20 protein-coding genes and 1 tRNA gene are annotated in these 25,937 nt (G+C 54.4%); 11 read left to right on the top strand and 10 right to left on the bottom strand.

Annotation, left to right across the window (positions count from 1 at the left end; genetic code table 11):
- Positions 1-5 precede the first annotated feature (5 nt).
- Positions 6-305, top strand: coding sequence for a Dabb family protein (locus QEH53_RS21760; RefSeq protein ID WP_309025340.1), 300 nt, complete (start codon positions 6-8; stop codon positions 303-305).
- 181 nt (positions 306-486) lie between these two features.
- Positions 487-1,104 (top strand): HNH endonuclease, encoded by a 618-nt coding sequence (locus QEH53_RS21765; protein WP_309025341.1) that lies wholly within the window; start codon positions 487-489, stop codon positions 1,102-1,104.
- 33 nt (positions 1,105-1,137) lie between these two features.
- Here QEH53_RS21765 and QEH53_RS21770 read toward each other — a convergent pair whose 3' ends face one another.
- On the bottom strand, positions 1,138-2,121 hold the full coding sequence (locus QEH53_RS21770; RefSeq protein WP_309025342.1) for an L-threonylcarbamoyladenylate synthase: 984 nt from the start codon (positions 2,119-2,121) through the stop codon (positions 1,138-1,140).
- A 66-nt stretch (positions 2,122-2,187) separates the two neighbouring features.
- Positions 2,188-2,379 (bottom strand): 30S ribosomal protein S18, encoded by a 192-nt coding sequence (gene rpsR, locus QEH53_RS21775; protein ID WP_309025343.1) that lies wholly within the window; start codon positions 2,377-2,379, stop codon positions 2,188-2,190.
- Positions 2,380-2,518: 139 nt separating this feature from the next.
- Between rpsR and QEH53_RS21780 the strand changes: the two genes are divergently transcribed.
- A tRNA-Arg gene (locus QEH53_RS21780) sits at positions 2,519-2,590 on the top strand.
- 138 nt (positions 2,591-2,728) lie between these two features.
- Here the strand turns inward: QEH53_RS21780 and QEH53_RS21785 are convergent.
- Positions 2,729-4,507 (bottom strand): hypothetical protein, encoded by a 1,779-nt coding sequence (locus QEH53_RS21785; protein WP_309025344.1) that lies wholly within the window; start codon positions 4,505-4,507, stop codon positions 2,729-2,731.
- A 188-nt stretch (positions 4,508-4,695) separates the two neighbouring features.
- Between QEH53_RS21785 and QEH53_RS21790 the strand changes: the two genes are divergently transcribed.
- From QEH53_RS21790 to QEH53_RS21815, 6 genes are all read left to right on the top strand, one after another.
- Positions 4,696-7,890: a TonB-dependent receptor gene (locus tag QEH53_RS21790; RefSeq protein ID WP_309025345.1), complete on the top strand. Its 3,195-nt coding sequence runs from the start codon at positions 4,696-4,698 to the stop codon at positions 7,888-7,890.
- Between the two features lie 25 nt (positions 7,891-7,915).
- Positions 7,916-11,308, top strand: a complete 3,393-nt coding sequence (locus QEH53_RS21795) for a lamin tail domain-containing protein (protein WP_309025346.1) — start codon at positions 7,916-7,918, stop codon at positions 11,306-11,308.
- Between the two features lie 95 nt (positions 11,309-11,403).
- Positions 11,404-13,284: a metallophosphoesterase gene (locus QEH53_RS21800; protein WP_309025347.1), complete on the top strand. Its 1,881-nt coding sequence runs from the start codon at positions 11,404-11,406 to the stop codon at positions 13,282-13,284.
- Between the two features lie 159 nt (positions 13,285-13,443).
- Positions 13,444-14,463 carry a LacI family DNA-binding transcriptional regulator gene (locus tag QEH53_RS21805; protein WP_309025348.1) on the top strand — a complete coding sequence of 340 codons (1,020 nt, stop codon included), beginning with the start codon at positions 13,444-13,446 and terminating at the stop codon, positions 14,461-14,463.
- Between the two features lie 29 nt (positions 14,464-14,492).
- The gene (locus QEH53_RS21810; protein ID WP_309025349.1) at positions 14,493-15,290 is read left to right on the top strand and encodes a glycerophosphodiester phosphodiesterase; all 798 of its coding nucleotides are present in this window, start codon (positions 14,493-14,495) and stop codon (positions 15,288-15,290) included.
- 515 nt (positions 15,291-15,805) lie between these two features.
- Positions 15,806-16,234, top strand: a complete 429-nt coding sequence (locus tag QEH53_RS21815; protein ID WP_309025350.1) for a response regulator — start codon at positions 15,806-15,808, stop codon at positions 16,232-16,234.
- A gap of 70 nt (positions 16,235-16,304) precedes the next feature.
- Here QEH53_RS21815 and QEH53_RS21820 read toward each other — a convergent pair whose 3' ends face one another.
- Both QEH53_RS21820 and QEH53_RS21825 read right to left on the bottom strand, forming a co-directional pair.
- Positions 16,305-16,688 (bottom strand): VOC family protein, encoded by a 384-nt coding sequence (locus tag QEH53_RS21820; RefSeq protein WP_309025351.1) that lies wholly within the window; start codon positions 16,686-16,688, stop codon positions 16,305-16,307.
- A gap of 27 nt (positions 16,689-16,715) precedes the next feature.
- Complete coding sequence (locus QEH53_RS21825; RefSeq protein WP_309025352.1) at positions 16,716-17,363, bottom strand: SGNH/GDSL hydrolase family protein; 648 nt, start codon at positions 17,361-17,363, stop codon at positions 16,716-16,718.
- Positions 17,364-17,546: 183 nt separating this feature from the next.
- On the opposite strand from QEH53_RS21825, the gene QEH53_RS21830 reads away from it, so the two are divergent.
- The gene (locus QEH53_RS21830; protein WP_309025353.1) at positions 17,547-17,798 is read left to right on the top strand and encodes a hypothetical protein; all 252 of its coding nucleotides are present in this window, start codon (positions 17,547-17,549) and stop codon (positions 17,796-17,798) included.
- A 35-nt stretch (positions 17,799-17,833) separates the two neighbouring features.
- Complete coding sequence (locus tag QEH53_RS21835) at positions 17,834-19,294, top strand: MFS transporter (RefSeq protein WP_309025354.1); 1,461 nt, start codon at positions 17,834-17,836, stop codon at positions 19,292-19,294.
- A gap of 58 nt (positions 19,295-19,352) precedes the next feature.
- Here QEH53_RS21835 and QEH53_RS21840 read toward each other — a convergent pair whose 3' ends face one another.
- The 5 genes from QEH53_RS21840 to QEH53_RS21860 all read right to left on the bottom strand — a co-directional run.
- Positions 19,353-22,787 (bottom strand): pyruvate carboxylase, encoded by a 3,435-nt coding sequence (locus tag QEH53_RS21840; protein WP_309025355.1) that lies wholly within the window; start codon positions 22,785-22,787, stop codon positions 19,353-19,355.
- A gap of 615 nt (positions 22,788-23,402) precedes the next feature.
- A complete protein-coding gene (locus QEH53_RS21845) occupies positions 23,403-23,639 on the bottom strand; it encodes a hypothetical protein (RefSeq protein WP_309025356.1) in 237 nt (78 codons plus the stop codon).
- Between the two features lie 425 nt (positions 23,640-24,064).
- On the bottom strand, positions 24,065-24,322 hold the full coding sequence (locus QEH53_RS24490; RefSeq protein WP_369426451.1) for a DUF6880 family protein: 258 nt from the start codon (positions 24,320-24,322) through the stop codon (positions 24,065-24,067).
- 333 nt (positions 24,323-24,655) lie between these two features.
- On the bottom strand, positions 24,656-24,907 hold the full coding sequence (locus tag QEH53_RS21855; protein WP_309025358.1) for a VCBS repeat-containing protein: 252 nt from the start codon (positions 24,905-24,907) through the stop codon (positions 24,656-24,658).
- 293 nt (positions 24,908-25,200) lie between these two features.
- On the bottom strand, positions 25,201-25,937 hold a 737-nt coding region (locus tag QEH53_RS21860), incomplete at its 5' end, for a DUF5597 domain-containing protein (protein ID WP_309025359.1).

Below are 25,937 nucleotides of genomic sequence, written 5' to 3' on the forward strand. Positions count from 1 at the left end.
ATATTATGCTCGTTCACACAGTTCTCTTTAACCTCACTCCCGGCATGAGCGACGAACAAGTCGCTGCATTTGAAAAGGATCTTCGGACCTTGGCCACCATCGACGTGGCGAAGGCATGTTACATCGGCAAGGTAGCAGGTACGAACAAGCGCCCTGTGGTTCAGACGGACTGGGACTATATGCTGACGGTGATTGTTGAGAATGTTGCGGACCATGATATCTACCAAGATCATCCAACCCACCATGCCTTTATCGCCAACCAAAAGCAGTTCTTCGGGCAAGTACGCGTCTTCGACGGCGAGTAAATTCCGTAGTGCGGTGCTTTAAGTCGGCGTTCGCATTGCAGGATCGATTCTTCGAGATGGGGCTTATGCTCCTCTCTGCGAAAAATCCAAAAACTGAATACGTGACGCTCTGGTAACAAGAAACCGGAGCGTTTCTTCGTACCTTGACAGCTTGATCGCTTTGGGTAGAAGGTACTTCTCCATGGAAGCTGCCCTTATGGAACCGGTTTTGGTATTGAATCGGTTATGGCAGGCGGTGAACGTAATCGCCGCCAAGCGTGCCTTTTCGCTTCTCGCAAGCGGACACGCTCAAATTGTTCATGCGGAAGACGAGAGTTTCGAAGTCTTCAACATGATGGACTGGGTCGATTTTTCTCGGCACAATCCACCTGCTAGCGAGCTGGAGCTCGTCCACACCGTTAGGTTCCCAGTTCGCGTTCCACGCGTCATCTTACTCTCGGTCTTTGATCGCATGCCACGCAAGGAGGTGAAACTCACGCGGCACAACGTTTTCGAACGCGACAAGCATACCTGCCAGTATTGTTCGAAGAAGATGCCATCTGAGGAGTTGAATTTGGACCACGTGATTCCGCGTCACTACGGCGGAAAGACGACTTGGGAGAATATCGTTTGCTCCTGCGTCTCATGCAATTCACGCAAGGCGAACCGCCTGCCGCACGAGGCCAAGATGCACCTGATCCGCAAGCCCAGCACTCCGAAGTGGCGTCCGGTGATCAACCTCGTGGCTCGGGGGAAAAAGCAGGATGCCTGGAAGCACTTTCTCGATATTGCCTACTGGAATGTAGAGCTTGAGAAGTAGCTAGTACGGATTGGCTCGCGCTCCGGCTTGCTCTTACCTGAAAGAGGCGCGTCGGAGACGGTCGTTGATCGCGAGCCCGAGTCCTAGCTCGGGGGCCTCCTCTGCAATGATTCTGTGGTAGCCGGACTCGTCCAAGGCTCGGAGTTTGGCGAAAAGATTGGCCGCGATTTCGTCGAGTTTTCCGTTCTCTGATAGCCAGTGCACGTTTGCTGAGACTTTTTGGGTTGGCTTGGAGAGGAGCAAGGCTGCGGTGTCTGGGGAAAGGTTTTGGATTTCCTCGGGTGCGATCCCTCCGCGTAGATCGAGAGGAGTGCGGGGGCTGTAGTGCTTTGGCAAGGCCCCAGGAGCCAAATGCTGCACGGACTCGTCGGCTGTAGTGGCGACTGGCTTTTCGATTGAGCGGCCGAGTTCAGCTTCGATTTTCTCAGTCGGGAGGGCGCCGTAGCGGAGGATGCGGGGTTGGCTTTCGTCTCGCAGGTCGACGATGGTTGACTCCACGCCGTAAGCGCAGGGGCCACCGTCGAGAATGTACTCGATTTTCGAGCCGAGTCCAGCTTTCACGTGCTGTGCAGTGGTCGGACTGATGTAGGCGAAAGGGTTGGCGCTTGGAGCTGCCAAAGGGAAGTCGCACAGGGCTACCAGCTTCTGAAATACCGGGTGGGCCGAGCAGCGTACACCTACCGAATCGAGTCCGGCAGTTACGAGGCCCGGGATTTTTTCCTTCTTGGGTAGGACGAAGGTGAGAGGGCCTGGCCAGAAACGATTTGCGAGCCGAATTGCCAACGCGTTGGAATGGCAAATCTGTTCGAGAGCCTCGACGCCGGATATGTGGCAGATCAGCGGATCGTTGGCCGGGCGTCGCTTGGCTTCGAAGATCTTGGAGCAGGCTTCGGGGTCGAAAGCGTTTGCCGCGAGCCCATAGACAGTCTCAGTCGGGACGCCGACGATGCCTCCTAAAAATAAAAACTTACGCAATTCGCGTAAGTTTTTTTCGGTGGGTTGGAGTATGTTCGCCATATGTATAGAGAGCGAGCGGGCCAACCGGGTCCCGCGTGTGTGAAAGTAGAACGCTTAAAACGCCGGCTACTTCATCAAGCACAAGTTGCGAGCGCGCTTGATTGCCTTGGTGATCTTACGCTGCTGCTTCGCGTTGATGCGGTTCATCTTGGCAGGGATGATCTTGCCAGTCTCGGTCACGTAGCGTGCGAGGATGTGAGCGTGGTGGTGGTCCAGCTCTTGTGGCGTGAGGCTCTGTGATTTTTTCTCTGTGCTCATAAGGAACGGCGGAAACTAGGCCTTCGCGACCCCTTGTCAATAACGGAAAGCTAGATTTTCTTGGCAGCAATTTCTTTACAGAAAGAGTCAGTTCCTGCAGAAATTTGCCTCTCCAGCCATTTCGACGGCTGGCATCCCTGGGATCATAGTTCAACGGATAGAACAAGGGTTTCCTAAACCTTAGATCTGGGTTCGATTCCCGGTGGTCCTAGTGGCGGGATGCTTGGGCTTCGTAAATAGGTGTTCCGGATGTGGAATGGCGTTTTGCGGCGGCTTCGTCGTTGCGTTAGTTTTCGTTTACGATCCGTCCAATCAGCGAAGGGTCACTCTCAATCGCTTATTCTTAGGGTCAGTCCGTCGAAAATCTGATCTCGTTGTGGGGATCACTTTTAAGAATGCGGTAGAAAATGGGAGAATCAAATTGGGTCGTTGTGCTGAACCTGATGGGTTCGCCAGTTCCGCTAAGGGAATCGATGGTGCTGAAGCTGCCGTCTGGGGAGTCGCCCCTTTGCAGATGATAATCGAATCCGTATTCGGAATCGAACGACAGTGATAGGCTCGAGTCTTCGTGGACGGTCATGGCGGCGGCGATTGGAGATGAAATGGTTTCAGGATGGCCGCGGTAGTGCTCCAGCGAGAGCGGGGCGTAGTTGAGATTGGCAGTCGTGGTGGCGGTGGTCGACGCTTGGGTGCTGACGTTCAGCTCGAGCAGGTCGATGCCAAGGTTGGCAGCGTGGATATTTGGATCGACGGGGGTGATGGTGGCTTCGGCGAGATCAATCTCGGTCGCGGAAGGGGGCGTGAGACTGGAGTCCAGCTCGATGGCTCCGACGGCTGCGCGAGATGGGAGGTAGGTGCTGAGGTAGGCTTGGGACTGGGCATCGAGCTGAAGGACGCTTCCGGAAGCGCTTTTGGCGGCGGTGGCTTGCAGGCTGGAGTCGAGGCTTAGATGGATCTTTGGCTCGGCACCTTGGGCTTGGCTCGTCAGCGTGGCGAAGCAGCGTTGCGCGTTTATTCCTACCAGTTGCAGTGTTTCGGTCTCGAGGGCGTCGAAGCCTGCTTGCTGAGTGAGGGAACCGTCGGCGGTGGAAAGGCGTGCGAGGGCTGCGTCGGTGGCGAAGAGGACTCCGGAGTTCGGGCTGGAGCCGGCGAGCAGAAGGGAGTTGCCGTCCCTGATGACAGGTGAGCCTCCGTAGGAAAAGCCTTCCAGGGTCTGTGTGAAGCTCAATGAGCCGCTGCTCGAAAGGCAAGCGAGGTGAGTGGAGGGAACGCTGCTGAAGGGTTGGCCGGGAACGCCAACGGTAGTGTCAGGAAGGGCGACGAGCAGGTCGTCGTCGACGACGCAGGAGAGATCGATCGTTCGGCTGACGGTTTCGATGGCGAATGCGCGTGACCAGTTGAGGGTTCCTGAGTTGTTGATGCTGAGGACGAAGAATGTGTTGTTGAAGGTGCTCTTGCTTTGGTTTCGCAGGGATTTGTGGATGGTCAGGTAGTAGTGGTCGCCTCCCGAGGTGCTGTGGAGCCTGGCGGATTGCGAGGAGTCTGCATCTGGGGCGATGGAAAGGAATCCGGAAGAGGTGTATTTGTTTTCGAATACGAGGGATCCGTCTGGGGCGAAGACAGCGAACTGCTGCGAACTACCGCGATTTTGCAGAATTCCCACTCGTGAGTTTGGCAGAAAGGTGAGTTCGGTTTGTGCGGACTCGGCGGCAAAGGGGTATTTAATGGAGTAGGATGAGGAGAGGTCGCTGCTGTTGATTCGCACCAATTCTAGATGCTGCACGTCGCTGCGATAGGCGAACGCGTGCTCAGGGCTTGCTGAGTCGCTTTGAAACTCGATCGAGGGAGTGGCGGAAGTGAGGGTCCAGAGGAGTCTCCCGGAGGCGTCGATCCGAGCGTGCGAGCTGCTTTCGATCGTATTCGTCTCAGACTTCCGAAAGGTTGCGGAGGCGTTAAGCGAGTAGCCGCTGGCTTCGGAGCTGATTGACCCCGCAGAGAATGGGAAGCTGGCGGGATCATTGGCTCGGTACCAATCGTGCAAGTCGGCTTGAGCGTGCGGCAGGTTTAGCAGAAGGAGCGCCGCCATCAAAGGGAGGCGCGTGCGTGGAGGTGGAAAGTCGAATCTCATGAAGATGGTTAAGGTTTGGACCTTAGCTTTCGATTACAATCAGAAATGTAATTGAAAATATGATACGGTTTTGCGCCATTGTGACAAGTACGTGACTGCAACGTGTTGTGGACATCGTTTCTCGTCAGGTCCCGGAGATTGGGGAACGTTGGCGGCTTCTCGTTTTTTGAACAAGGAACTGAAACAACATGAATTTACCAAAACAATTAACGTCGCTCGCAGGAGTGAGCGTGCTTTCCCTTCTGGGAGTAAACGCCCAAGCTGCGACGATTGAAGGTCACGTCCGAGATGATGATCAGTCGCTCTTCATCGAGGGCGCTAATGTCGTGATCAAGGAAACGGGCGATTCCGTATACACTGAGAGAGGCGGGCGTTTCGTCCTATCCGACTTAGCAGCGGGATCCTACACGCTTGAGATGAAAGCGCAGGGCTATCCTCTCGAAGTTATGAAGGTCGATTTAAACGACGCGGACGATATGGCGACCGCCAATTTCATACTTCGCGTCGACGTAGTGGAACTCGAGGGCTTCACGGTTAAGGGTTCGTTGATTGGCGAGGCCAAAGCCCAGAATATCCAAAAGTCCTCTCAGAATCTGGTAAACGCAGTGTCATCGGACGCCCTGGGGCAATTCGTCGACAGGAACGCTGCAGAGGCTCTGCAGCGTGTACCGGGTGTCACAGTGGAGGATAGCCAAGGCGAAGGAAAGTTCGTCATCATACGCGGTGCGGATCCGCAGCTGAGCAACATCATGTTGGACGGTATCGAGGTGGCGACTCCGGAAGAAAACGGCCGGCAAACCGGCTTGAATATTGTGACGGTAGATCAGCTGGAGCGCTTGGAGGTCTCCAAAACCTGGTTACCAAATCAGAAAGGTGGCGTGATCGGCGGCACGGTTAATCTAATAACGCGAAGCGCTTTGGACCGTGGTGGACGGTTTGGCTCGGTCGAGGCAGCCTTCACGCAATACGATTTGGCGGACGACGCGAGTCATCGCTTCAACCTCACCTTTGGCGATGTCTTGAGCAACAAGGACCTGCCTTTTCTGGGAAACAAGATGGTGGGCGTGCAGTTTTCGGTAAATATGTCGGAAGACCAGCGTGCAACCGAAACTCTCTCGGCCGGATGGGATCCTTCTCCGGCCCCGCTCCTGCAGGGTGATCCGATTCTTGGATACGTTTTGAATGAGACAAACTTCAATGACTTCAAGATCACCAGAGAACGCAAGGGCTTCAGTGGTCGTGTAGAGTTGGACCTAGCGGAGGCGCACGAGGTCTACCTCGCCTTTTCGCACAACGAGTTTGATGACGAAGAAACGAATCGCGAGTCGGGCCGCGGCGCTCGTACGGGCGATAGCAACACTTACGCCGGTACCCGTCGCTTGACTCCCGCGATCGCGGAGCAATTGGGCTTGGACCTGAGCGATCCGTTTAATGCGGACCGTATCAACACGATCGATCCGACTCAGGGGTCGCTGACGTATGCGGAAGCAATTCAGTTGGGCGATATCGTCTACGATGCGGACTTGAAGCAGTATACCTATTCTCGCTGGGGCGGTACGGTGTCGAACGAGTTTAGAAACATCCTCACCGAGGATAAGATCTTCACCTTTCAAGTGGGAGGAGAACACACATTCTTCGATGACGTCGACCTGGAGTGGAAGTATTACCAGTCCGATGCTGAGCAAGATCGCGTTTCTCGTGGCATCGTTTTGGCCGGTTCGGGAGTGCAGGTCGAGTCTCTATCGGGTGGCGATGCGAATCGCCCATTGATCGAATCTCTGTCCGAGGGAGCCTTCTACGATGCCACGCTTTTCCAGATATCCGAGGATACTGCGGCGGGGCCTTACCACAACCTTGCGGACAGTGAAGACAAGCGTGACGGATTCGAGCTGAACGCATCTACGAGCTACGATTTCTTCGGATTTCGTATGAAGACGGAAGTGGGTGGGTCGTTCGATTTCCGGGACAAGGCCTATAATGTTAATAACAACAACTACAGCAGTCCGCTAGGTGCTTTTGACGACACCATGTATCCACTTAATCGGATACGTCTGTCGGATGAAGTCTTTTTCGGAGGCGAGAGCGACAGCTTTGTCGAGAATTTCGGTGAGAATTTCCTTTATGGTCCAACCTTCGATGTGGACAGCACTTTGGCCTTCCTGCGCGACCCCGGTAGTTTCGGGGCGGAGTTCGGTCAGCTGCCAAACGAGATCAATGCGAATTTCACCGACTCCGTCACCACGGATTACGTTGCTACGGAAGACATCATGGGCGGCTACCTCATGCAGACAATCCGCCGAGGGGATCTGCAGATCATCGCAGGTGCGCGTTATGAAAATACGGAGAACTCATTCGAGAACTTGGCGATCGCGACTCGCACGGCTGACGGGCAGTTTATTTCGCCCGCGTACTGGCGCTTCCTTGACGAGTCGGTCTACTCGAACGTGGTGGAGACGGAGCGTGAATACGACTATTGGCTCCCTGCAGTGCATGTGCGTTACGACGTGAGCGATTCCTTGGTCTTGCGTGCTTCGGTTACGGAAACGATTTCCCGTCCGACTTTCACTGACCTCGTACCGCGCGAGGTTCCAGGAATCAGCGGAGCGTTGTTCACAAATGTCATGGAGTTGCCGAACTTCGAGCTGCGTCCGTGGGAGTCTCGTAACTACGACTTTTCGGTGGAGTACTACTTCGAGCCTTTGGGCACTGCTTCGATCGGGATCTTCGAAAAGGAGCTCGATGGACCGATCTATATTGAGCGTCGCGATGAAATTGGGCCGAACGATGAGACCGCCTATTACGCAGAGCTCTACAACAGCACCGGGCGCAACGTTTCGCCGTATACCTTTACGCGTCGCGTTAACGGTGGAGAGGGTGAGCTGAGCGGTATCGAGTTTTCGTTCAACCGCAGCCTGAACATGCTTCCTGGATTCCTCAAGAACATGGCGGTCGACGCGAACTACGCGACCTTCGACTCAAGCGTGGAGCTCGTTACTTTCGAGCGTCTGGGCGAGGAAGTTCCGCTCTTCCGACAACCTGACGAGACGGCGAACTTCTCGCTCTCTTACGAGACTGACCGCTTCTTCGTTCGTGCGAGCTACAACTTGCGGGGAGCTTACTTGAACAGTGTCCGGGGGGGTGGCGTGATCGAGGAGCTGGAGTTGCTCGACGAGCCAGCCTACGCGCTCGATACCTATGTGGGCGAGAGCGAACGCCTCGACCTGATCGCCCGATACCAGCTTCGCGACGGGCTCAATCTCTTTTTCGAAGGTACAAACCTGACCAACGAGCCACTCATCCAGTATCGCGGAAACGAAACGCGGGTCACCTCAGTGCGCTACTCCAACCCCATCTACACGCTCGGCGTGAAATTGAACTACTAATTTTGGTCACGAAACCACATTTGTCATGAAAAACAGAATACATTTCTCAAACTTCCGACGTTGCTTACTGGGAACTGCTTTATTGGCAGCGACGAGTGCGGCGAACGGCGCGACCGTTTCCGCTTTGCAAGAAAGTTTCGAAACGGATGGGGCGGGATCGCGCTATCTCGTGGAGAACGGGGCAGACGATGGTGCCGCGGATTTCTTTGCCCGTCGTCAGGAGTTCTCAAACGGAACAGTTGCGGCCGGTGGAACCATCGATGGCGATTGGCTTTTCGGCGCCCGCGACATCGATAATGCGACTAACTTCACCTCGAGCGTGCAAGACTTGCTCGCTCAAGAGGGACGCCTGACCTGGAGCGGAATCGATATTTCCGGTTTGGGGAATCTACAGCTGACCATGGCGGTGGCTGAAGGTGGAGAAGGTTTTGAGCCTAACAACACGCTTCTAATCGAAATTCGCGTGGACTCGGGCGAGTGGATCAACATCGGCGGTTTTAGAAGCCGTGGCACCAATGCTCCAGCCCGCTACTTTGTTGGCGGCGCCTCGACACTAACAGGTGTCGACAGCCCGCGGTTAGTGCCTGAATTCGTGGACTTCGATTGGCCGATCAACATGTCCGGCTCCACCTTGGACCTGCGTGTCACATTCAACTCGAATGCCGATGCGGAGGACTACTATCTCGATAACGTTCGGGTGACCGGCGATAACGCGGCTTCCTTCTTTGGCCTGAACCTTGAGCAAGAGACTTTCCAGGAACCAGCCGATTCCGCCTTGGAGACGTCGCTGCAGATTCAACTATCGACTCCGGCTCCGGCGGGTGGACTGGAGGTCTCTCTTGGTTTAACTGAGATCGCTCGCAATACGGTCAACCTGCCTGACACGCTTCAGGTCCCCGCAGGTCAGACTTCCGTCGCTCTACCGTTTGAAATTCGCCAAGATGGACAGTTCACGGGTATGAAGATTATCGAAGTCGATTTCGAAGCGGAAGGCTACTCGACCGAGCGGCTTCGCTTCAGAGTTGAGAACACGACACCGCAGCCGCGTGTAGTGATGATGGAACTACTGAATGTTAATCCAGGAGTGACCGAGCTCGACTTGATCGGCGACTCGAACGGAGACGGTTTCCGCGACGGAAGCGGTGACGATTTCGTGGAGATCGTTAACTTCGAGGACTATCCGGTCGATATCAGCGGCTGGACGATTTCCGACGACTTGGGCATCCGCCACCAATTCGAGGAAGGTTCCGTGATCGGAGCGGGCCGTGCGATCGTGGTCTTTGGCGGTGGAAATCCCACGGGAGTATTTGGTGGAGCGACCATCCAAAAGTCGTCCTCGGGCCTCTTGGCTTTCAATTCGAATCGCCCTGAGATCGCCAGTTTGGTAGCTCGACTGGGAGGCTTGGTGGAGACGGTCGACCTTTTGATCGATGGTGATATCTATCCCGTCGAGCCGAACGGCGGCTCAATACACCGCTCCCAAGGAGTGGCTGGTGCGGACTTCACGATCCACTCGCAAATTAGTGGGGCGAACAATACGCTCTTCTCTCCAGGAACCTTGCCGAATGGTCAGCCGTACTTCACTCCGGAAAACTTGCTTTCGATCTCGCTGAGCAAGACTGCGATTCGTGAAGACGAAACCGGCGAGGCTACCATCGCTACGGTTTCGCTGGAATCGGCTGCTCCAGCTGGCGGGATGCTAGTGAATATCGAGAGTAATGGATACACGGTAGACGGTGACGGTGCGATTGTGCCGGATGAAATTACGCTGGAGTCCACCACGGTGATGATTCCAGAAGGGCAGAGCACTGCTACGTTTCCAATTAGTGGGTACGACGACGAGCTGCTCGACGGAGTACGCGATGTTCGCATCGTGGTACGCTCAGGACCCGACATATTGCCAGCCTTGGCTATCTTGAAGGTGGAGGACATCGAGCCGAATCCGTTCAATATCGTGATCAGCGAAGTCATGCCGATGATTCTCGGCACCGGAGCGGATATCAATCGCAACGGTGTCTTGGAAGAAGCGGTAGGCGACAAGTTTATCGAGTTCGTGAATTTGTCAGGGTTCGTGACAGATATGTCTGGCTGGCAGATTCGCGTATCCGAAACGGCTGGCGCATCTGCTCCTGAAATTGTTCACACCTTTCCAGAAGCGACTTACTTGAACGATCAAGGAGCCTTGGTGGTGTTCGGGCGCGTGACGGAAGAGACCTTAGCGGCTCGTGTGTCGACTTTCGGAAACGCGGTGATCCAAGGAGCTGCCAATCCGGACGGTTCCGTGCGGGCTAATGGTTTGTCGATCCAGAGAAATCAGGATACGACCATCGAGTTGCTCAACGCCGAAGGATTTCAAGTCGCGATCGCTGAATACGAGTCGGATATTGGAAACCAAGCGATGGCGATCACGCGCGCTCCAGAATTGGATGGGGAATTGACGCTCCACCTAGAAGCGACGCAAGGCGAATTCATCGTCTACTCGCCCGGCTTGACGTTCATGGGCGAGGCGTATGCTGGAAATGGCGACGCGGAGATTCCGGAGGAACCAGTAGCGGAAGCGGACGAGAAACAAGCTGACGCTGTCAGCAGCAAGAGTAAGGTGGCCGAACCGTTCACGCCTGCTCGTTTCGTCTACGCTGGCGCGGGTGGCTCTGTTTCCGCTACGCCATCTGGATCGATGGTATTAGGATTCGAGCTTCAAGGAGAACAGGCAGTTCCGGTCTTGCTCAGAGCTGTAAGCGAGAGCTCCAGCGACATCGACCCGAGGATCGACCTGTATCGACAAACAGAATACGGAAGCTATGAGCCGATCTCCTCAAACGATAATTGGGATCTCTCCTTGGCTCCGGCGATGGCCGAGCTGGGAGCGTCTGCTCTGGTCGATTCTAGCATGGATGCCGCGACCCAGGCTTCGCTCGAGCCGGGCATTTACACGGCGGTCGTGTCAACCCAAGTCGGGGCGGGGCAGGTTCTCGGGGAGATCTACTTGCCGTCTGCTGGTGAAGGCGTCCATGGACTAGGTAATGTCTCTAGTCTGACGCGTATCGATGCCAATGGTCAGCCGGCTACGCTCGATTTCATTGCCGATGGCGGCAACAACAGCCGCTATATGGTCCGTGCCATCGGGCCGGGACTAGCGACTTGGCGCGTTGATCCGGTGGCGGAGGATCCGGAGCTCGCGGTGTTTGATTCCGCCGGTGTCGAGATTGCCCGCAACGACGATTGGCAGAGTGGAGATTTCACATGGCTCTCCAGCGATGCTGCGATCAGCCCTCTGGTTGAGGGCAGTGCGGATGCGGCGGTCTACGTTGAGTCGCAAGACGGAGCCTTTTCAGCGGAGGTCGAAGCTCAAGCTGGCGGAAGCGTATTGCTCGAGCTGTTTGACTTAGGCGAGACCTCGGAAAGCCTCCTGCAGTAGTCTGACGAGAGCGAGAATATCGTCTCTTTTATCTAACGGCAACCGGCGGAGAATCTTCGTCGGTTGCCCTGTATCAGAATAAAAACACAATTTTAATGAAACTTAGAAATCAATTTAACGTGTCGGTCTTCAGCATGCTCGCCCTTGTTGGGGTCGGTCAAATGGCAGCTCATTCCGGTCACGACCATTCGAATACAAGTCAGGCTTCAGAACTTCCACGGGTGATCATCGAGGAGTCGGATACGGTAAACCCGTGGACGGGGCTCGACCTGAACAACGATCCTAGCAATTTCCAGTTCGCGATCATTACCGATAATACAACTGGCGGACGTGAGGGAGTGCTGGAGGATGCGTTTCGCAAGTTGAACTGGCTGCAGCCGGAGTTCGTGATGTCGGTGGGGGATTTGATCCAAGGATACACCACGGACCGTAAGCAACTCGACTACGAGTGGAATGAGTTCGAAGGCTTTGTGGAAAAGCTGCAGATGCCGTTTTTCTATGTGGCGGGAAACCATGACTACACGAACCCCGTGATGGCGGAGGTTTGGAAAGAGCGGTACGGAGCGAGCTACTACTCTTTCGTTTACCACGACGTCTTTTGTTTGGTACTGAACTCGAATGACGAGGAGCGTCCGCACGCTATGACGCAGGAGCAAGTCGATTGGGCGCTGCAGGAAATCGAGAAGCATCCGGACCCACGTTGGACCATGATTTTCATCCACACGCCGCTTTGGGATCGGGACGATCCGACCGGGAAGTGGCCGCAAATCGAGGAGGCTTTGCAGGGCCGCGACTTCACGGTTTTCGCGGGTCACCATCACCGGTACGTCAAGCACAGCCGCAAGGGTAAGGAATTCTTCACACTAGCGACCACTGGCGGTAATAGCGGTTTGCGGGGCCCTCGCTTCGGCGAATTCGACCATGTGGTTTGGGTGACTATGACGGATGACGGACCGATTCTCGCGAATCTGATTCTGGAAGGAATTTGGGATGAAGACGTGCGCGATGAAGAAGTTCGTAAGGTACAAGACGCGTTGATCGATGACGGGTCGCTCGCGTTGCAGCCTATTCTCTTTCGTAATGACAAGTTCGATACAGGAGAACTTTCGTTTCGCTTCACTAACGACTCGGACTATCCAGTCGAATTCGAGATGCAGATCAAACAGCTCGAAAACATCGCAATCAAAGGGAAGCGCTCTGGAAGCTGGAGCCTCCCACCCAACGAGGTTTTGACGCTCGATTACGAGGTTGAGAATGCCAGCTCAGATTTCGCGGAAGGAATTGCGGCGGAGATGGAATGGAAACTTGCGTTTGAGCGGGGAGAAGAACCGATCCGCTTCCAAGGTTCCGAGTCTCTCTCCGTAGTGCGCGAGCTAGCGATCCAAAAGGCAAAGAAGGTAACAGTAGACGGAGAGCTCGATGACTGGAAATCGCTGCCGTATCGCTCGCCAGAATTGGCGGATTGGCACTACCACCGTCGTTGGGAAGGAGAAGAGGACAGCCGGTTCGAATTCGGTGTTGCGGAAGACGGAGAGTCGCTCCTTGTGGCGGTGAACGTTTTCGACGATAGCCTTGCTCTCTCTGAAGATGACGCTCTGTGGGCTCAGGATAGCGTGGCGGTGCAGATCGATCCGAGACCGCGGGCCCTACGCGGGGCGAATCGGTCTGGGCGCGGTCCACTCATGATAAATGTGGCGCCCGGGCCCGATGGTTCCACTCGAGCGCGGGGCGCACGCGGATATCCAGAGGGTGCTGAGTACGTGGCCAATCGGACTGGATACGGCTATGCTGTTGAGATTTCCATCCCCCTTGCGTACCTCGACGAACAGGGCGGCGGAGATTGGGATGGTATCCGCTTGAACGTATTGCTGAACGACAAGGATTTGGAGAAGGACGCGGTGGCTCGCATCTTTTGGAATCCGAGCTGGGATCGCGACGATGCAGTTCCAGGGTCTGGAAGCTTTTATCGAAGGTAGAAGTAGGTCCTTGGGGATTCGCTCTTGGTATGTTTTCGGGAGCGAATCCCTTGTAGTCCGATGCTGATTCTTCGGTAGTACCGGGGCCTGTTACGATTCCATTACGGCGGCCACTTATTCTGGAGTTGGGGATATCGAGGGGTAGGGTTTGCGCACTTGATGAACTCAGACCCCTTCAATCGAAACGTGACGTTAGCGGATGTCGCCCATCTAGCGGGCGTGAACAAGTCGACTGTGTCTCGGGCCTTGCGAGATTGTTCCCATGTGGGAAAAGCGACCCGTGATCGAGTGCTGAAAGCGGCGGCGGAGCTTGAATATCGCCCGGATCCGACGATTGCCCGCTTGGCGGCGCAGCGATGGCGGAAGGAAGGGCGGGTGGAGCTCGAGACCCTGACTGTGCTCTTGGGGGAACGTTCGCCGAGAGCGCTAAGAATAATCGACACGACTCGCGAAATATCCATGAATTATGGATACGAAATGGATGCAGTTTTCTTCGACGATTTCGTGAGTAATGCTTCCTTGGTGCGCATGTTGGAGTATCGCGGGGCGAAGAAGATTTTGGTGTTTGGTTTCAAAGAGGGCGATTTACTGGATTCAAATCTACTGGAACGATTTGCGGTGATCAATTGTGGATCGATCTTGGAACAGCCTGTTTGCTCAATCGATTTGGATTGGAGGCGAATGCTTGATATAGCTGTGGAGCACTTGGAAGGCTATGGCAGAAAACGAATAGGATTGAGCGTGTTAGGTGCGGAAGAACGGGAGCAAGGAATCTTGGACTCCAGATTTGGAGAGCTGTTTGCAGGAAGGGGGGGTGGTATTCCGGTTCTAGGTAGCTCGCGAATTGGAAGTCGAAATGGCGTGGGTGACATATTGTCATGGTACTGCGAATACAAGTTGGATGGAATTGTTTGTTTGAGTTCGCAGCCTTCAGAGTTGCTCTCTGACTTAAAGGTTCAGGACGTCCCGGTCGTCTACTTAGAAACATCTGGTGAAGATTGTAGTGGGATGACCGCAGGCTTTTGTTGTGGAGAGCAGCTGGTCGTCGAGAGGGCAATCCAACTGTTGCAATTGTCGAAAACACTGAGTTCGAAAAGTCGAATGGAGCTGCATCATATCGTTCCGGACTGGCGTGTTCCCGCGGAACTGGAGAAGTCTCTTTGCCTATCTGGAGCATGATTTGAAGGTGAGCACTTTGTATTGAAATTATGAAACACGGATTAATTCTATTGCTGCTTCTTGTAGCTAACCTGCAAGCGAAGGACGCTTTGGTGATTGCTCACCGAGGGGCCTCGGCGTATGCCCCCGAGAACACGCTTCCCGCGTTCAAGTTGGCTTGGGAATTGGATGCCGATGCGATCGAAGGAGACTTTCACCTGACCGCTGATGGTGAGATCGTTTGTATCCACGATTACTCGATCAAGAAATATACGGGCGTAGATAAGCGGGTGGAGGACATGACGCTTGCAGAATTACGCGGCTACGACTTCGGGAAATGGGTTGGCGAGAAGTGGATCAATACTTCCATTCCGACGTTGAGCGAGGTACTGGAAACGGTCCCGACAGGGAAGTCGATGTTTGTGGAAATAAAGTGCGGCCCGGAGATCGTGCCTGAGTTACTGGAGCAGGTGAAGGCTTCCGGGCTAGAGGGAGATCAGGTCACGTTTATTTCCTTCAACGAGAAGGTCGTAAAGCGATTGAAGAAAGAGGCTCCGCAACACACTGCTAATTGGCTTGTGTCCGTAAAGCGGGACGAGCGGGGCCGCTTGGAGCCGCGCATGGGGAAATTGATGCGTGTGCTCAGAAAGAGCAAGGTAGATGGCATTAGCACGCGAGCGAACGAGGTAGTGGATTCAGCCTTTGTGACGCTGTTCAAGAAGAAGGGACTTGGCTATCACGTTTGGACTGTCGATGACCCGCAATACGCTTTGGCTCTCCTGGAAATAGGCGCGGAAACGATCACCACGAATAAGCCGGATGTGATCCTTTCGGCCCTGGGCCGTTAAGTGGTGGAGCCCCGCGATTAGTCGTATTCTCTTTATTCATACATCGTGTGTTTCGGGGAGGAAGATCGACTGGAGTACCGGCATCGGATGAATCCTTGATTTCCGCTGCGACTGGAGAAATCGTAGCTTAGGGAGTGCAGCGAGTCTCGTTGGTAGTCTGCGAGAAGTGAAACGACAACTTATGTAGGAGCCCTTTGGGTCCTTTTGAGGATGCATTGCGGTGCGTTGAGTTGGTTTGGTGTTTTAATGATGTCGATTGTTCTCAGCCAGAGGCATGTATTCGCTTCTCCAGCATAAGTGACCGAATGAATCCGTCACAGTGTGATCTTCCAAGGAGAAGACACGAGTAACAGCAAATCCCGGAACTTGAGACAGCCTCGTTGCGGCGGAGAAGACGCGAAAAGGCTCTTGTAAGAACACTTTCGAAAACACCAAAAAGTGTTGAAACAAATAATACACATACGTTCTTGACGAAAAACCCTATAGCAGGGTCGACCTTCTGGGTATGACTCCCCATGGTTCATGCGGAGGAAGGCGAGCCGGAGTCTAAGGCGAGCGTTTTAGAACGGCCCAAAAAACTCGTTAAGCGCAGGGCGTTAGTGGTGGACGATATCGAGGCAAATCGAGTTCTTGCAGCCAGAATGCTCGAAGAGCTCAATTGCGAAGTGGACGTAGCGGGGTCCGGGGTTGAGGCAATCGAGAAGGCGAGAGGGACGCGTTACGATGTGGTTTTTATGGATCTTCGAATGCCTGTTGTGAGTGGGATCGAGACCGTCGAAACTATTCGGAAAGAGTGTCCTGAAAATACTGATACATGTTTCATCGCCTTGTCTGCGTTCCTGTCGGATTCGGTGATCGATGAGTGTGAAAAGGCAGGAATTGGGCACTATATCAGCAAACCTATCGTCTCCGAGCGAATGGCGGACGTGGTGTCGAATCTCTGAGGCTTAGATCCTCGAATCGAAGAGCAAACGCCCCGGCGGAAATCAGGTTCCTGGATGGGCTCTAGTCGGTTTAGAGCATTGGGATCCCGCGTTTACAGAGCTGGATGCAGAATCCCCACGGGTCGCGAAGCATGACGAGGTGGGATCCGTCGTCGGTCTTAACTTCTTCGGCGAATGTGGCGCCAGCTGCTTCGAGGCGAGTTCGGTCAGCGTCTGGATTTTCCGAGACGAAAGCGAGATGCAGGATCAAGGCGTTCATGCTGCGGTAATCCGGAACTTCGTCGACGGGATTGTTATAGATCTCAACCATCACGTCCCCGGAGGAATCTTTGAGAAAGTGGGTGTAGGGCGCTTGGTCCAGCTTGCGGGAGATGCTCATGCCGCAGTTTTCGACGTACCAGTTGGCGACGGCATTTGGCTCGGAGACGTTTACGGCGAAGTGCTCGATTTTCATAGGGCTTTAGGGGAGGGAAAGGGCCCTTCAGTCAATTGCATTCATGAAGGCCTGAGCAATTGCCATGTGGCCGACAGTGGAAGGGTGGACCCGGTCCCAAGCAATTTCAGCGGGATGCGTTTGCTCGGTTAGTTGATCCATAGCGGCTTGGGAGTCGACGAAAAGGGCGTCGAATTCCTTGGCGACTTTCCTAGCGATCGCTCCGTACTCGTCCATGCGAGCTCGCATCGGGTCTACTTTGTTGGGTTCGATAAAATAGGGCGAAATGATGACGAGCCCTTGTAGGGCAGGGCGCGTCTTTGCTAGAAGGCTCCGGTAGGTTTGCTCGTATTCCAGCGGGAGGACGTGAGCTTCGATGCGATGCGGTTGGTCGAATTGTCGCCAAACATCGTTGATCCCGATTTTAACGGAGAGCCATTGAGGAGCTAGGTCGAGGACGTCTCTTTTCCAACGGGCGGCAAGGTCGCGGATCGTGTTGCCGCTGAGGCCGAGGTTCAGTATCCGAACTCTGGATGCGGGATCACTGCTTTGGATCAGGGAGTTGACGAGATTTACGTAGCCATGGCCGAGTCCAGTGGTGTTGCACCAAGGAGTCGGCTCGCCGCTCTGGTCTCGTCCTGCATCGGTGATAGAGTCGCCGATGAAGAGAAGCTTTGTTTGCTGAGGTAGTCTCATATGCTAGGAGTTCACTGTTTGAGGCGAGACGCAGGGTCAAGCGAGGTAAAAGGAGCGGCGTGGTTTGCTCCTTTGAAATAATTTTATTCCACTCATTAAAGTTGCATTAAATTGCATCAAATAAATTCTGGCTTTTGAAAAATGGATTACTTACCCCGAGCTTTCCTTCTAGCGTCTAATTTGATGTCACTCTCCTTGGGTGGCGCTAGTGGCCTTGAGGATTCGTCACAAGCTTTGGCGAAAGCAGATCAGCGACAGTTTGCTGGCGGCACTTCAGAAAGGGGTCGCGTATTTCGGCACTGGTATGGACAGCATCCGGATCGCGACGAAGGAGCGACTACCTGCCTTGCGAAGATGGTCGAAGCGCGTATCGCTATTATGGCGACGCAACGTGACACTTCGTCCTGGCGATACCTGAAGTCGCCCCTCGTTTAGGCTTCTCGCCCTTAGCATTCATTCTACTTATCCCGATGTCCAAGCCCCCGCTAAAGACTTCCCACGAAGACCGCATACCCATCTCTCGCAAGCTAACCTACGGCATGGGGGCCCTCGCCAATAACTTATTGGGGGCAGCGATTGGAATGATGTCTATAGTCCTCATTACGGGCTTGAAAATGAATCCAGCGGTGGTTGGCGCGTTGATGGCGATTCCACGGCTCACGGATGCCCTCACGGATCCCTTGATGGGCTACATTTCAGACCACACCAAATCGCGGTGGGGGCGCCGCAAGCCTTATATCTTTGCGGGAGCGATATTGTCCGGGGTGATTTTCGCCTTCCTCTGGCAACTACCTGCAGGCCACAGCGAGAGCTTTTACTTTTGGTACTTTCTGGGAGGGTCGATTCTTTTCTACCTAGCTTACACGGTGTTTGCCACTCCATGGGTGGCGATGGGCTATGAGCTCACGCCGGACTATAACGAGCGCACCCGCCTGATGGGGGTTGCTAACTTCATCGGGCAATTCGCTTGGGTGGCGGTACCATGGTTCTACGCCATCATGGAGAATGATGCGCTCTTCGAGGATGCGGTGGCGGGCGCTAGGGGGCTTGCGATCGCGATCGGAGTCTTCGTCGCCATTGTTGGCGTGCTGCCGGCACTTTTTTGCAAAGAACGTTTCAAGGAAGCGAGTGAGCGTGGAGCGGTTGCCAAAGAATCACCCCTTGAGGGCTTGGCGAAAAATGCCCTCAATTTTGGGAAAGGTTTTTTGATCACAATCCGCTTTCCGCCGTTTCTCAAACTTTGCGGCGCGACTTTCCTTGTCTTTAACGGATTCATGCTGGTGTCAGCTTTTTCTTCGTATGTAATTATCTACTACATATTCTCGGGCGATCAGGACTTGGGAGCGGAGTACATCGGTTGGTTCGGCACGGTGTCGTCGATCAGTACTTTCTGCGTTATTTTCCTAGTGACATGGATCTCCACTCGTATCGGAAAGCGACAGACCTTCTTTCTCGCGACCGGCGTATCCATCGTGGGCTACGGTCTGAAATGGTTTTGCTATAATCCAGACCATCCCAATCTTCTGCTCCTTCCTGCTCCGTTAATCGCGTTTGGATTGGGGGGCTTATTTACCTTAATGGGATCGATGGTGGCAGACGTTTGCGATTTAGATGAGATTGCAACGGGCGAGCGGCGGGAAGGGATGTTCGGCTCCATCTTTTGGTGGGTGGTGAAACTGGGCATGGCCTTGGCTCTCGCATTGTCAGGCATCTTGCTGAACGCGACAGGCTTCGAGGTGGAGCTGGAAGGCGATCAAACAGAGCGAGCTTTATTGTTGATGCGTGTATTCGATTTTCTGGTACCGATGGTAACATCAGGAATCGCAATCTGGATTATCGCGACCTATCGTTTGACGGAAGAAAAAGCCCTCGAGGTGCGCAACGAGCTCGAGAGGCGTCGTACGACCAGGGTGAAAAATTGCAGCAGATGAAGGGAGTGCGGAACGCTGCTCGGGGCTTCGAAAGGTAATTAGCTTTCTTCTCGAAGGATTACCGTAAAGAAACGAGAAGGTCCTTAGCGTCGATACTGTCGCCGACTTCGACGGTGATGCGATCTACGATGCCGCTCGTCTGCGCATAGACGGTGGTTTGCATCTTCATCGCTTCGATAGTGAGAAGTTTGTCTCCGGGCTTTACCTTGGCTCCAACGTTAGTGGAGATGCTACAGACCATCCCAGGGATAGGAGCTCCAACTTGTTTGTCGTCGCCCGCGGCGGCCTTCTCCTTTGGTTTGGCTGTTGATTGTATAGATTTATCCAATACGGATATGTCGCGGGCGCGACCATTCAGTTCGAAAGTTATGTGGCGGTATCCTTCGTCGTTGGCGTCGCCGACGTTGATCAGCTTGATGTAAAGGACTTTTCCCTTTTCGATTTCGACCTCTATTTCTTCGTTGGGCTTGAGTCCGTAGAAGTAAGCTGGTGTCGGCAAAACGGATACGTCGCCGTAGCTCTTCTCGAAGTCGCAGAATTGGGCGAAAACGTCTGGGTACATCAGATGCCGGAAGAGATCGTCCTCGGTCGCGGGCCGGCCCAGCTTTTTGCTAAGGACAGTTTGTTCTTCCTTGAGGTCAATTTTCTTGGCGTAGCTGCCGGGTCGACCTGCGCGAGGTTTGACGTCGCCAAGCACGACCCTTTGCACCGCTTTGGGCCAGCCGCCTTTGGGCTGTCCGAGACCACCAGAGAGCATGTCGACGATGGAGGCGGGAAAACTGGAACCTGGCTCGAGGTTGACCACGTCGGAAACCTTTATGCCGCGGGTCACTAGAAAGATGGCGAGGTCGCCCACGCACTTGCTGGAGGGCGTCACCTTGACGATGTCACCGAGGAGTTGGTTGACTTCCTCGTAGGCGTGCACGACCTCGGGCCAACGTCGGCCGAGGCCGAGAGAGAAGGCTTGTTCGCGGAGATTCGTGTATTGTCCTCCGGGCATCTCGTGTTCGTAGACTTCTGCGGATCCGAACTTCGGGCCGGTGTCGAAGGGCTCGTAATATTGCCGAACAGCCTCCCAGTAGAGGGAGAGCTCGTTGAGCGCTCGCTGGTCGAGCTGCGTGTCACGTGGATGACCGTCGAGTGCTGCGACGATTGAGTTGAGATTTGGCTGGGAGGTCAGTCCCGACATGGACGAAATGGCAAGGTCCACCACGTCGACCCCTGCCTCGGCTGCCTTGATAACGGAAGCGGAGGCGATACCAGAGGAGTCGTGGGTGTGGAAGTGGATTGGGATTCCGATTTCTTGCTTGAGAGCTTTGACAAGCTTGGGGATTGCGAAAGGCTTGCAGAGCCCTGCCATATCCTTGATGGCCAACACGTGGGCTCCCATCTTCTCTAGTTCTTTTGCCAGATCGACGTAGTACTTGAGTGAATACTTGTCTCGCTTTGGGTCATCGATGTCGCCGGTGTAGCAAATGGTTCCTTCGCAGAGGGCGTGAGTTTTGCGGACGGCTTGCATGGCGACCTTCAGGTTTGGAAGGTAGTTGAGGGAGTCGAATACACGGAAGAGATCCATGCCTGCCTCAGCAGCGTGCTTAACGAAAGAACTTACGACGTTGTCGGGATAGTTTGAATACCCGACCGCGTTAGCTCCCCGCAGCAGCATTTGGAAAAGAATGTTGGGCGTTTTTTCGCGGAAAGCTCGCAGTCGCTCGTAAGGACACTCTTTGAGGAAGCGCATGGAGGTGTCGTAGGTAGCGCCTCCCCACATCTCCAAAGAGAACAGGTTGGAGAGGTTTTGCGAAACCGAGTCGGCGCAGTTCAGCATATCGACCGTGCGCATACGAGCTGCGAAGAGTGACTGGTGCGCGTCGCGGAAAGTGGTATCCGTCACCATGAGACGCTTTTGCTTTAGCAACCACTGGGAAAAACCGTCGGCTCCCAACTTTAGTAGTTGGTCTCGAGTGCCTTGAGGTTTCGGTTTGTTCGGATCGTAGCTAGGGCGCAGCAGCGGAAGCTGCATGCCAGGAACGGAGCGACCTTTTACCTGGTCGTTTCCATTTACGATGGTGTCGCCAAGGTAATTGAGCAATTTGCTAGCTCGGTCCTTGCGAGGCTTGAATTCGAAAAGTTCCGGCGATGTGTCGATCATCGTAGTAGTTGCCTTGCCGGACTTGAATTGCTCGTGAAGGATTACGTTTTCGATGAAAGGGATGTTTGTCTTCACTCCGCGGATACGGAATTCCCGAAGGGCACGATCCATGCGAGCGATAGCGTTCTCGAAAGTTGAAGCGAAGGCTGTTACCTTCACCAAGAGGGAATCGAAGAAGGGCGTGATAATGGCTCCGGTGTCACCCATGGCACCATCGAGGCGAACGCCGAATCCGGCAGCGGAGCGATAGCTAACGATGCGCCCGTAGTCAGGGGTAAATCCGTTTGCAGGATCCTCGGTGGTGATGCGGCTTTGGATAGCGTAGCCATGGCACTGGATCTGGTCCTGTTGCGGTATGTGGATCTCGGGGCCGTGAATTTTTTTGCCTTGGGAGACGAGGATTTGGGAGCGAACGATGTCGACGCTGGTTACGATTTCAGTGACCGTATGCTCAACTTGAATACGTGGATTCATCTCGATGAAGAACCAATCGTCGGTATCGCAGTCGTAAAGATACTCCACGGTTCCGGCGTTTTGATAGCCTATTTCTGTGGCGAGGCGCACGGCTGCGTCGCACAGGGCTTGGCGCATCTCTGGATCGAGACCGATAGAAGGCGCTATCTCCACAACTTTCTGGTGGCGGCGTTGCACGGAGCAGTCGCGCTCGAACAGATGGACAACGTTGCCGTGACGGTCGCCGAGCACCTGCACTTCGATGTGCTTGGCTCGTTCGATGTAGCGCTCGAGGAAGACGGCGTTGTTGCCGAAGGCGATGTGGGCTTCGTTTTGGGCTTCCTCGAGAAGAGGCATTAGGTCCTTCTCTTTCTTAACGACGCGCATGCCGCGACCGCCACCGCCGAAGGCAGCTTTGATGATGAGCGGGAAGCCGATTTTTTTGGCGAGGCGAGCGGCCTGCCTGGGATTGGATATTGCGTCTTGGGTGCCTGGCAGGGTGGGAACATTGGCGGCTTCGGCAGCGGCGCGCGCGGCGACCTTGTCTCCCATCTTGTCGATGAGCTCGGCGTCGGGACCGATGAAGACGATACCAGCGTCGCGGCAAGCGCGGGCGAAGGTGGGGTTTTCAGAGAGAAATCCGTAGCCGGGGTGGATGGCGTCAACGTTAGCTTCCTTGGCGACTTTGATGATGGATTCGATGTCGAGGTAGGCAGCTACGGGGCCTTTCCCTTCGCCTACGAGGTACGCTTCGTCGGCCTTGAAGCGGTGGACGCCAAATCGGTCGTCGTGGGAGTAGATGGCTACGGTGCGTAGTCCGAGTTCGGTGGCTGAGCGGAAGATGCGCACGGCGATCTCGCTACGATTTGCGACTAGAATTTTTTTCACAGGCGGAAAGTCGGGGTATTTTCCAGGCAGGGGTTAGCGATTGGCGGAATCCAATTTGATCCGGAACTTCTCATAGAAGCGTTCCTAATGCGTAGCACAACGGCAATTCATAAAAACGCGGTCCTACTGAATACTGACAGTAAAGCGAGTCGCACATGCCTGTACCAGTGGAGGGCCTCCCTTCCTCAACGATGAATGAGGAGAGCATCGCTCGAGAGCTCTATCAGGTCAGGCCGAGGGCTTTCAGAGTGTGGTGCCCAGGGGGAGTCGAACAGCAAAATCAGATTCACTACTCTTCACAAAGTGTTTTTGTACTTGAACTTATGAAGGTTTGAAAATGTCGATAAATGCCCAAAAACGAAGCGAAAAAACTTTAAATTGGCAATGAATTGGCAATAGAGAGTGAGAGTGATTCGAGCCCTCAATACCCGTTTTGCCGACCAAAACAGTTCAAAATTCTCTTTCTTAAAGGTGCGATTGGCTATGAATTGGCAAAAAACAGATAGGGCTCTAAGCTCTCATCATACGGCGGGGCGAATTGAAACGGTCCCGCTATCTTTTGTTGGCACAAAATTATTCGTTGGTCAGGATTGTCTTGAATTACTGTAAGATCAACTACTTGCGAGCATCGATAAAATCTTCAAATCGATCTAGCTTCCACAAGCCAGGATCCTTGGGGATTAGATGCAGATCGAGATAATCCTCGGTTTTGTCCGCAAACCAGTCTTCGGGAGGAGTGTCCCATTTTCCGCCCGCACCGTTTTCTTGGCGAGTTCCACCAGGATTTTCACGTATAAAGACTTCAACTACATCGTCTTCTGAAAAAAGTGCTGAGTTGTCTATTCTGTCCAAGGGCAATCCCTCGGTATGTCTCGTCGAGTTTCCTCCTCGAGTGTCAGCCTGCGGCTTCGGTACGATAGATGGGGGATGTCGCTACGCTCGGTACAAGTGTTGGGCGATGTCGCCCTTCGGGCTCGGTACGAAGGCGTGCTTCGCCGCTACTGCGACCATTGGAAGGATCCGTCTCCGTCTGGGACTACGCCGAGACATAGAGGCTTGGACGGATTGTTTTGTGTGGGTCTTTGACCTCGGTACCGGAGATGCTGACGGTCGAGACGTTCATGGATCCGTCTTCGCTTTCAGCTGTGCCGTGACATGGGGGCTACGTTTTTTGTTTGAAGCTTCCTCTCAGCGAAAGTGAACTGTAAGGGCTTTTTGGAAGGCAGACTTGCGCTTGTGGCCTTCTGCAAGGCGGGCCTTGTAGGTGGATTCGCTTTCTAGTGTATCCGGGAAGTCGATGCGGGGGCGAGTTTTGCGAGGGTGTGCCAGTAGTCGGCCGCGTGGTGGTAGGCTTTGCTGCGGGCATTGTCGAGGACGTCCTCGAGCAGCTTCCGATAGAGAAGCGTTGCGACCAAGGGGTGCTCCGCTTCGAACGTGCGGGCGTATTGCGGCAGTATTTCCCAGTAGCGACCGCTGATCTTATCGATGTGGCTCTGCGCAAATGCGGCGGCGCGGTCAGTCTCGTCGATCCGTATTAGAAAGCTGAGGACGGTGTAGGTGTTGCAGTCACTCTCTAACCTAGTGGCTTACCGCTGGAAAGTGGACCCTACTTTACTGGTCTTTTATTTCTTTGAGCGAGAGGTTTGCAGAAGTTTTTTGGGTTGTAGTTTTGCTGGTCACGTTGTCGAAGTAGCCCGGCTCCTCGGGGCCGCGGTTGAGGAAAAGTGCGTAGTGATCGTACTGCTACTCTTCTTCCAATGCGATTCCCCAGCTGCCGAGGATGACGTCGAGGGACGTCGCCTACTGTTACCGCGGTTGCTGAGAGGCCCTCATAACGAGGGAGGGCTAGGCCGCGCGTGGCCGCGTTTTCAGTGGATGTTCCGTCGGACATCGGTCAGATACAGCAAGTGCTCTCGTGCGTCGGCGACGCCCACGATCATATCCTTGTCGCTATCGTTGTCAACGTTCGCCCAAGCTGTGACGTTTCCTCCGTCGTTGGTTTCTAAGCCGAGGGGATTGATGATTTTCGTGAAGGATTCCGATTCGTTTAGGTAGATGAGGTCCTCGAGCTTGTGACGAACGATGTAGATATCGAGCCATCCATTTTGGTCGAAGTCCATGATGTTTGGGTGCCGCCTCGGACTCCGAAATCGTCGATGGGGTGCTCGTGCCGTGCGAACTCGTCGATGCCGACGATAGCGGTTTTATCTCAGAAGCCCGCTTGGCATTGGGGGCCAAGCGTTATTGCGAGGGTCAGGGTAGGGGTGGTTTTGAGAAGGGAAAGACGTTGGCAAGGCAAATTGGTTGTTTCAAAGGGGATCGGAGTATAATGGCGGCTAGTACGAGAGGGAGAAGGAACTTGCAAGGCAAGCACTTCGTGGGGGTGAAACTGCGCATCGATTTTGTGGTGTGCTTATCTGTAGCGGTAGAGTTTCACTTTTTGGATACCGAATTGGCCAGGGACGAGGCGGACGTGGCGGCCTTGGTGGGTTTGGTCGCCGTTGTTCCAGAGTCGGTTTTCCCATTCGCCGTCGACGTATTCGCCGCTTTCTGCGTAGACGATGCCCGCTTCCTCGCCTGCGACGAGAGAATCGAATGTAATGGTGATTCCGATACCGGCAAAGATAAATTCGTCCTCGCCCGTTTGGATGACCAATCCGCCCGCGGGGACGCGGGGGCCGCGAGAGACGTCGCCTGATTCATTGATCACGCCGTCTGCGAGCGAGGGCGGGGCGGCGTATTCAAACTTCACGTGCATCTCATAGCCGCCGAGGCGGATTTGCTGGGGGTTTTTCTGAGCGGCGCTGATTTGGAGGAATCCGCGCATGCTGTCTTTCCCCTGGTGCTCGAGGATTAGGGGCTCGAGCTGTGCGGCAATGTGGTAGCTGTCGGTGAGCAGGTTCTTGGCGGTTCCGGAAATGGACTCGATGCCAAAGGGGCAGAAGCCGATGGCGTCGTGCTCAGCGAAGGCGTAGAGGGCGTTGACGGAGGCTTCGTTGCTGCGCAGGGCTTCGGGGATGAAGAGCGGGTTGCCGCTTTGGGTGTAGCGCTCGGTCCATTCCGTGAAGTTTGGAAAGTAGATGTCGGGGGCGATGAAGTCGATGGAAGGAGCTCCCGCTCTCCAGACGTCGATGAGGTGAGGAAGCGGGC

This window comes from Pelagicoccus sp. SDUM812002 (assembly GCF_031127835.1).
Lineage (GTDB): Bacteria > Verrucomicrobiota > Verrucomicrobiia > Opitutales > Opitutaceae > Pelagicoccus.

What these genes read in the sequence shown, in the direction of transcription:
- QEH53_RS21760 (WP_309025340.1), top strand. Translation starts at nt 6, where the DNA reads ATGCTCGTTCACACAGTTCTCTTTAACCTCACTCCCGGCATGAGCGAC.
- QEH53_RS21765 (WP_309025341.1), top strand. Translation starts at nt 487, where the DNA reads ATGGAAGCTGCCCTTATGGAACCGGTTTTGGTATTGAATCGGTTATGG.
- QEH53_RS21770 (WP_309025342.1), bottom strand. Translation starts at nt 2,121, where the DNA reads ATGGCGAACATACTCCAACCCACCGAAAAAAACTTACGCGAATTGCGT.
- rpsR (WP_309025343.1), bottom strand. Translation starts at nt 2,379, where the DNA reads ATGAGCACAGAGAAAAAATCACAGAGCCTCACGCCACAAGAGCTGGAC.
- QEH53_RS21785 (WP_309025344.1), bottom strand. Translation starts at nt 4,507, where the DNA reads ATGAGATTCGACTTTCCACCTCCACGCACGCGCCTCCCTTTGATGGCG.
- QEH53_RS21790 (WP_309025345.1), top strand. Translation starts at nt 4,696, where the DNA reads ATGAATTTACCAAAACAATTAACGTCGCTCGCAGGAGTGAGCGTGCTT.
- QEH53_RS21795 (WP_309025346.1), top strand. Translation starts at nt 7,916, where the DNA reads ATGAAAAACAGAATACATTTCTCAAACTTCCGACGTTGCTTACTGGGA.
- QEH53_RS21800 (WP_309025347.1), top strand. Translation starts at nt 11,404, where the DNA reads ATGAAACTTAGAAATCAATTTAACGTGTCGGTCTTCAGCATGCTCGCC.
- QEH53_RS21805 (WP_309025348.1), top strand. Translation starts at nt 13,444, where the DNA reads ATGAACTCAGACCCCTTCAATCGAAACGTGACGTTAGCGGATGTCGCC.
- QEH53_RS21810 (WP_309025349.1), top strand. Translation starts at nt 14,493, where the DNA reads ATGAAACACGGATTAATTCTATTGCTGCTTCTTGTAGCTAACCTGCAA.
- QEH53_RS21815 (WP_309025350.1), top strand. Translation starts at nt 15,806, where the DNA reads ATGGTTCATGCGGAGGAAGGCGAGCCGGAGTCTAAGGCGAGCGTTTTA.
- QEH53_RS21820 (WP_309025351.1), bottom strand. Translation starts at nt 16,688, where the DNA reads ATGAAAATCGAGCACTTCGCCGTAAACGTCTCCGAGCCAAATGCCGTC.
- QEH53_RS21825 (WP_309025352.1), bottom strand. Translation starts at nt 17,363, where the DNA reads ATGAGACTACCTCAGCAAACAAAGCTTCTCTTCATCGGCGACTCTATC.
- QEH53_RS21830 (WP_309025353.1), top strand. Translation starts at nt 17,547, where the DNA reads ATGTCACTCTCCTTGGGTGGCGCTAGTGGCCTTGAGGATTCGTCACAA.
- QEH53_RS21835 (WP_309025354.1), top strand. Translation starts at nt 17,834, where the DNA reads ATGTCCAAGCCCCCGCTAAAGACTTCCCACGAAGACCGCATACCCATC.
- QEH53_RS21855 (WP_309025358.1), bottom strand. Translation starts at nt 24,907, where the DNA reads ATGGACTTCGACCAAAATGGATGGCTCGATATCTACATCGTTCGTCAC.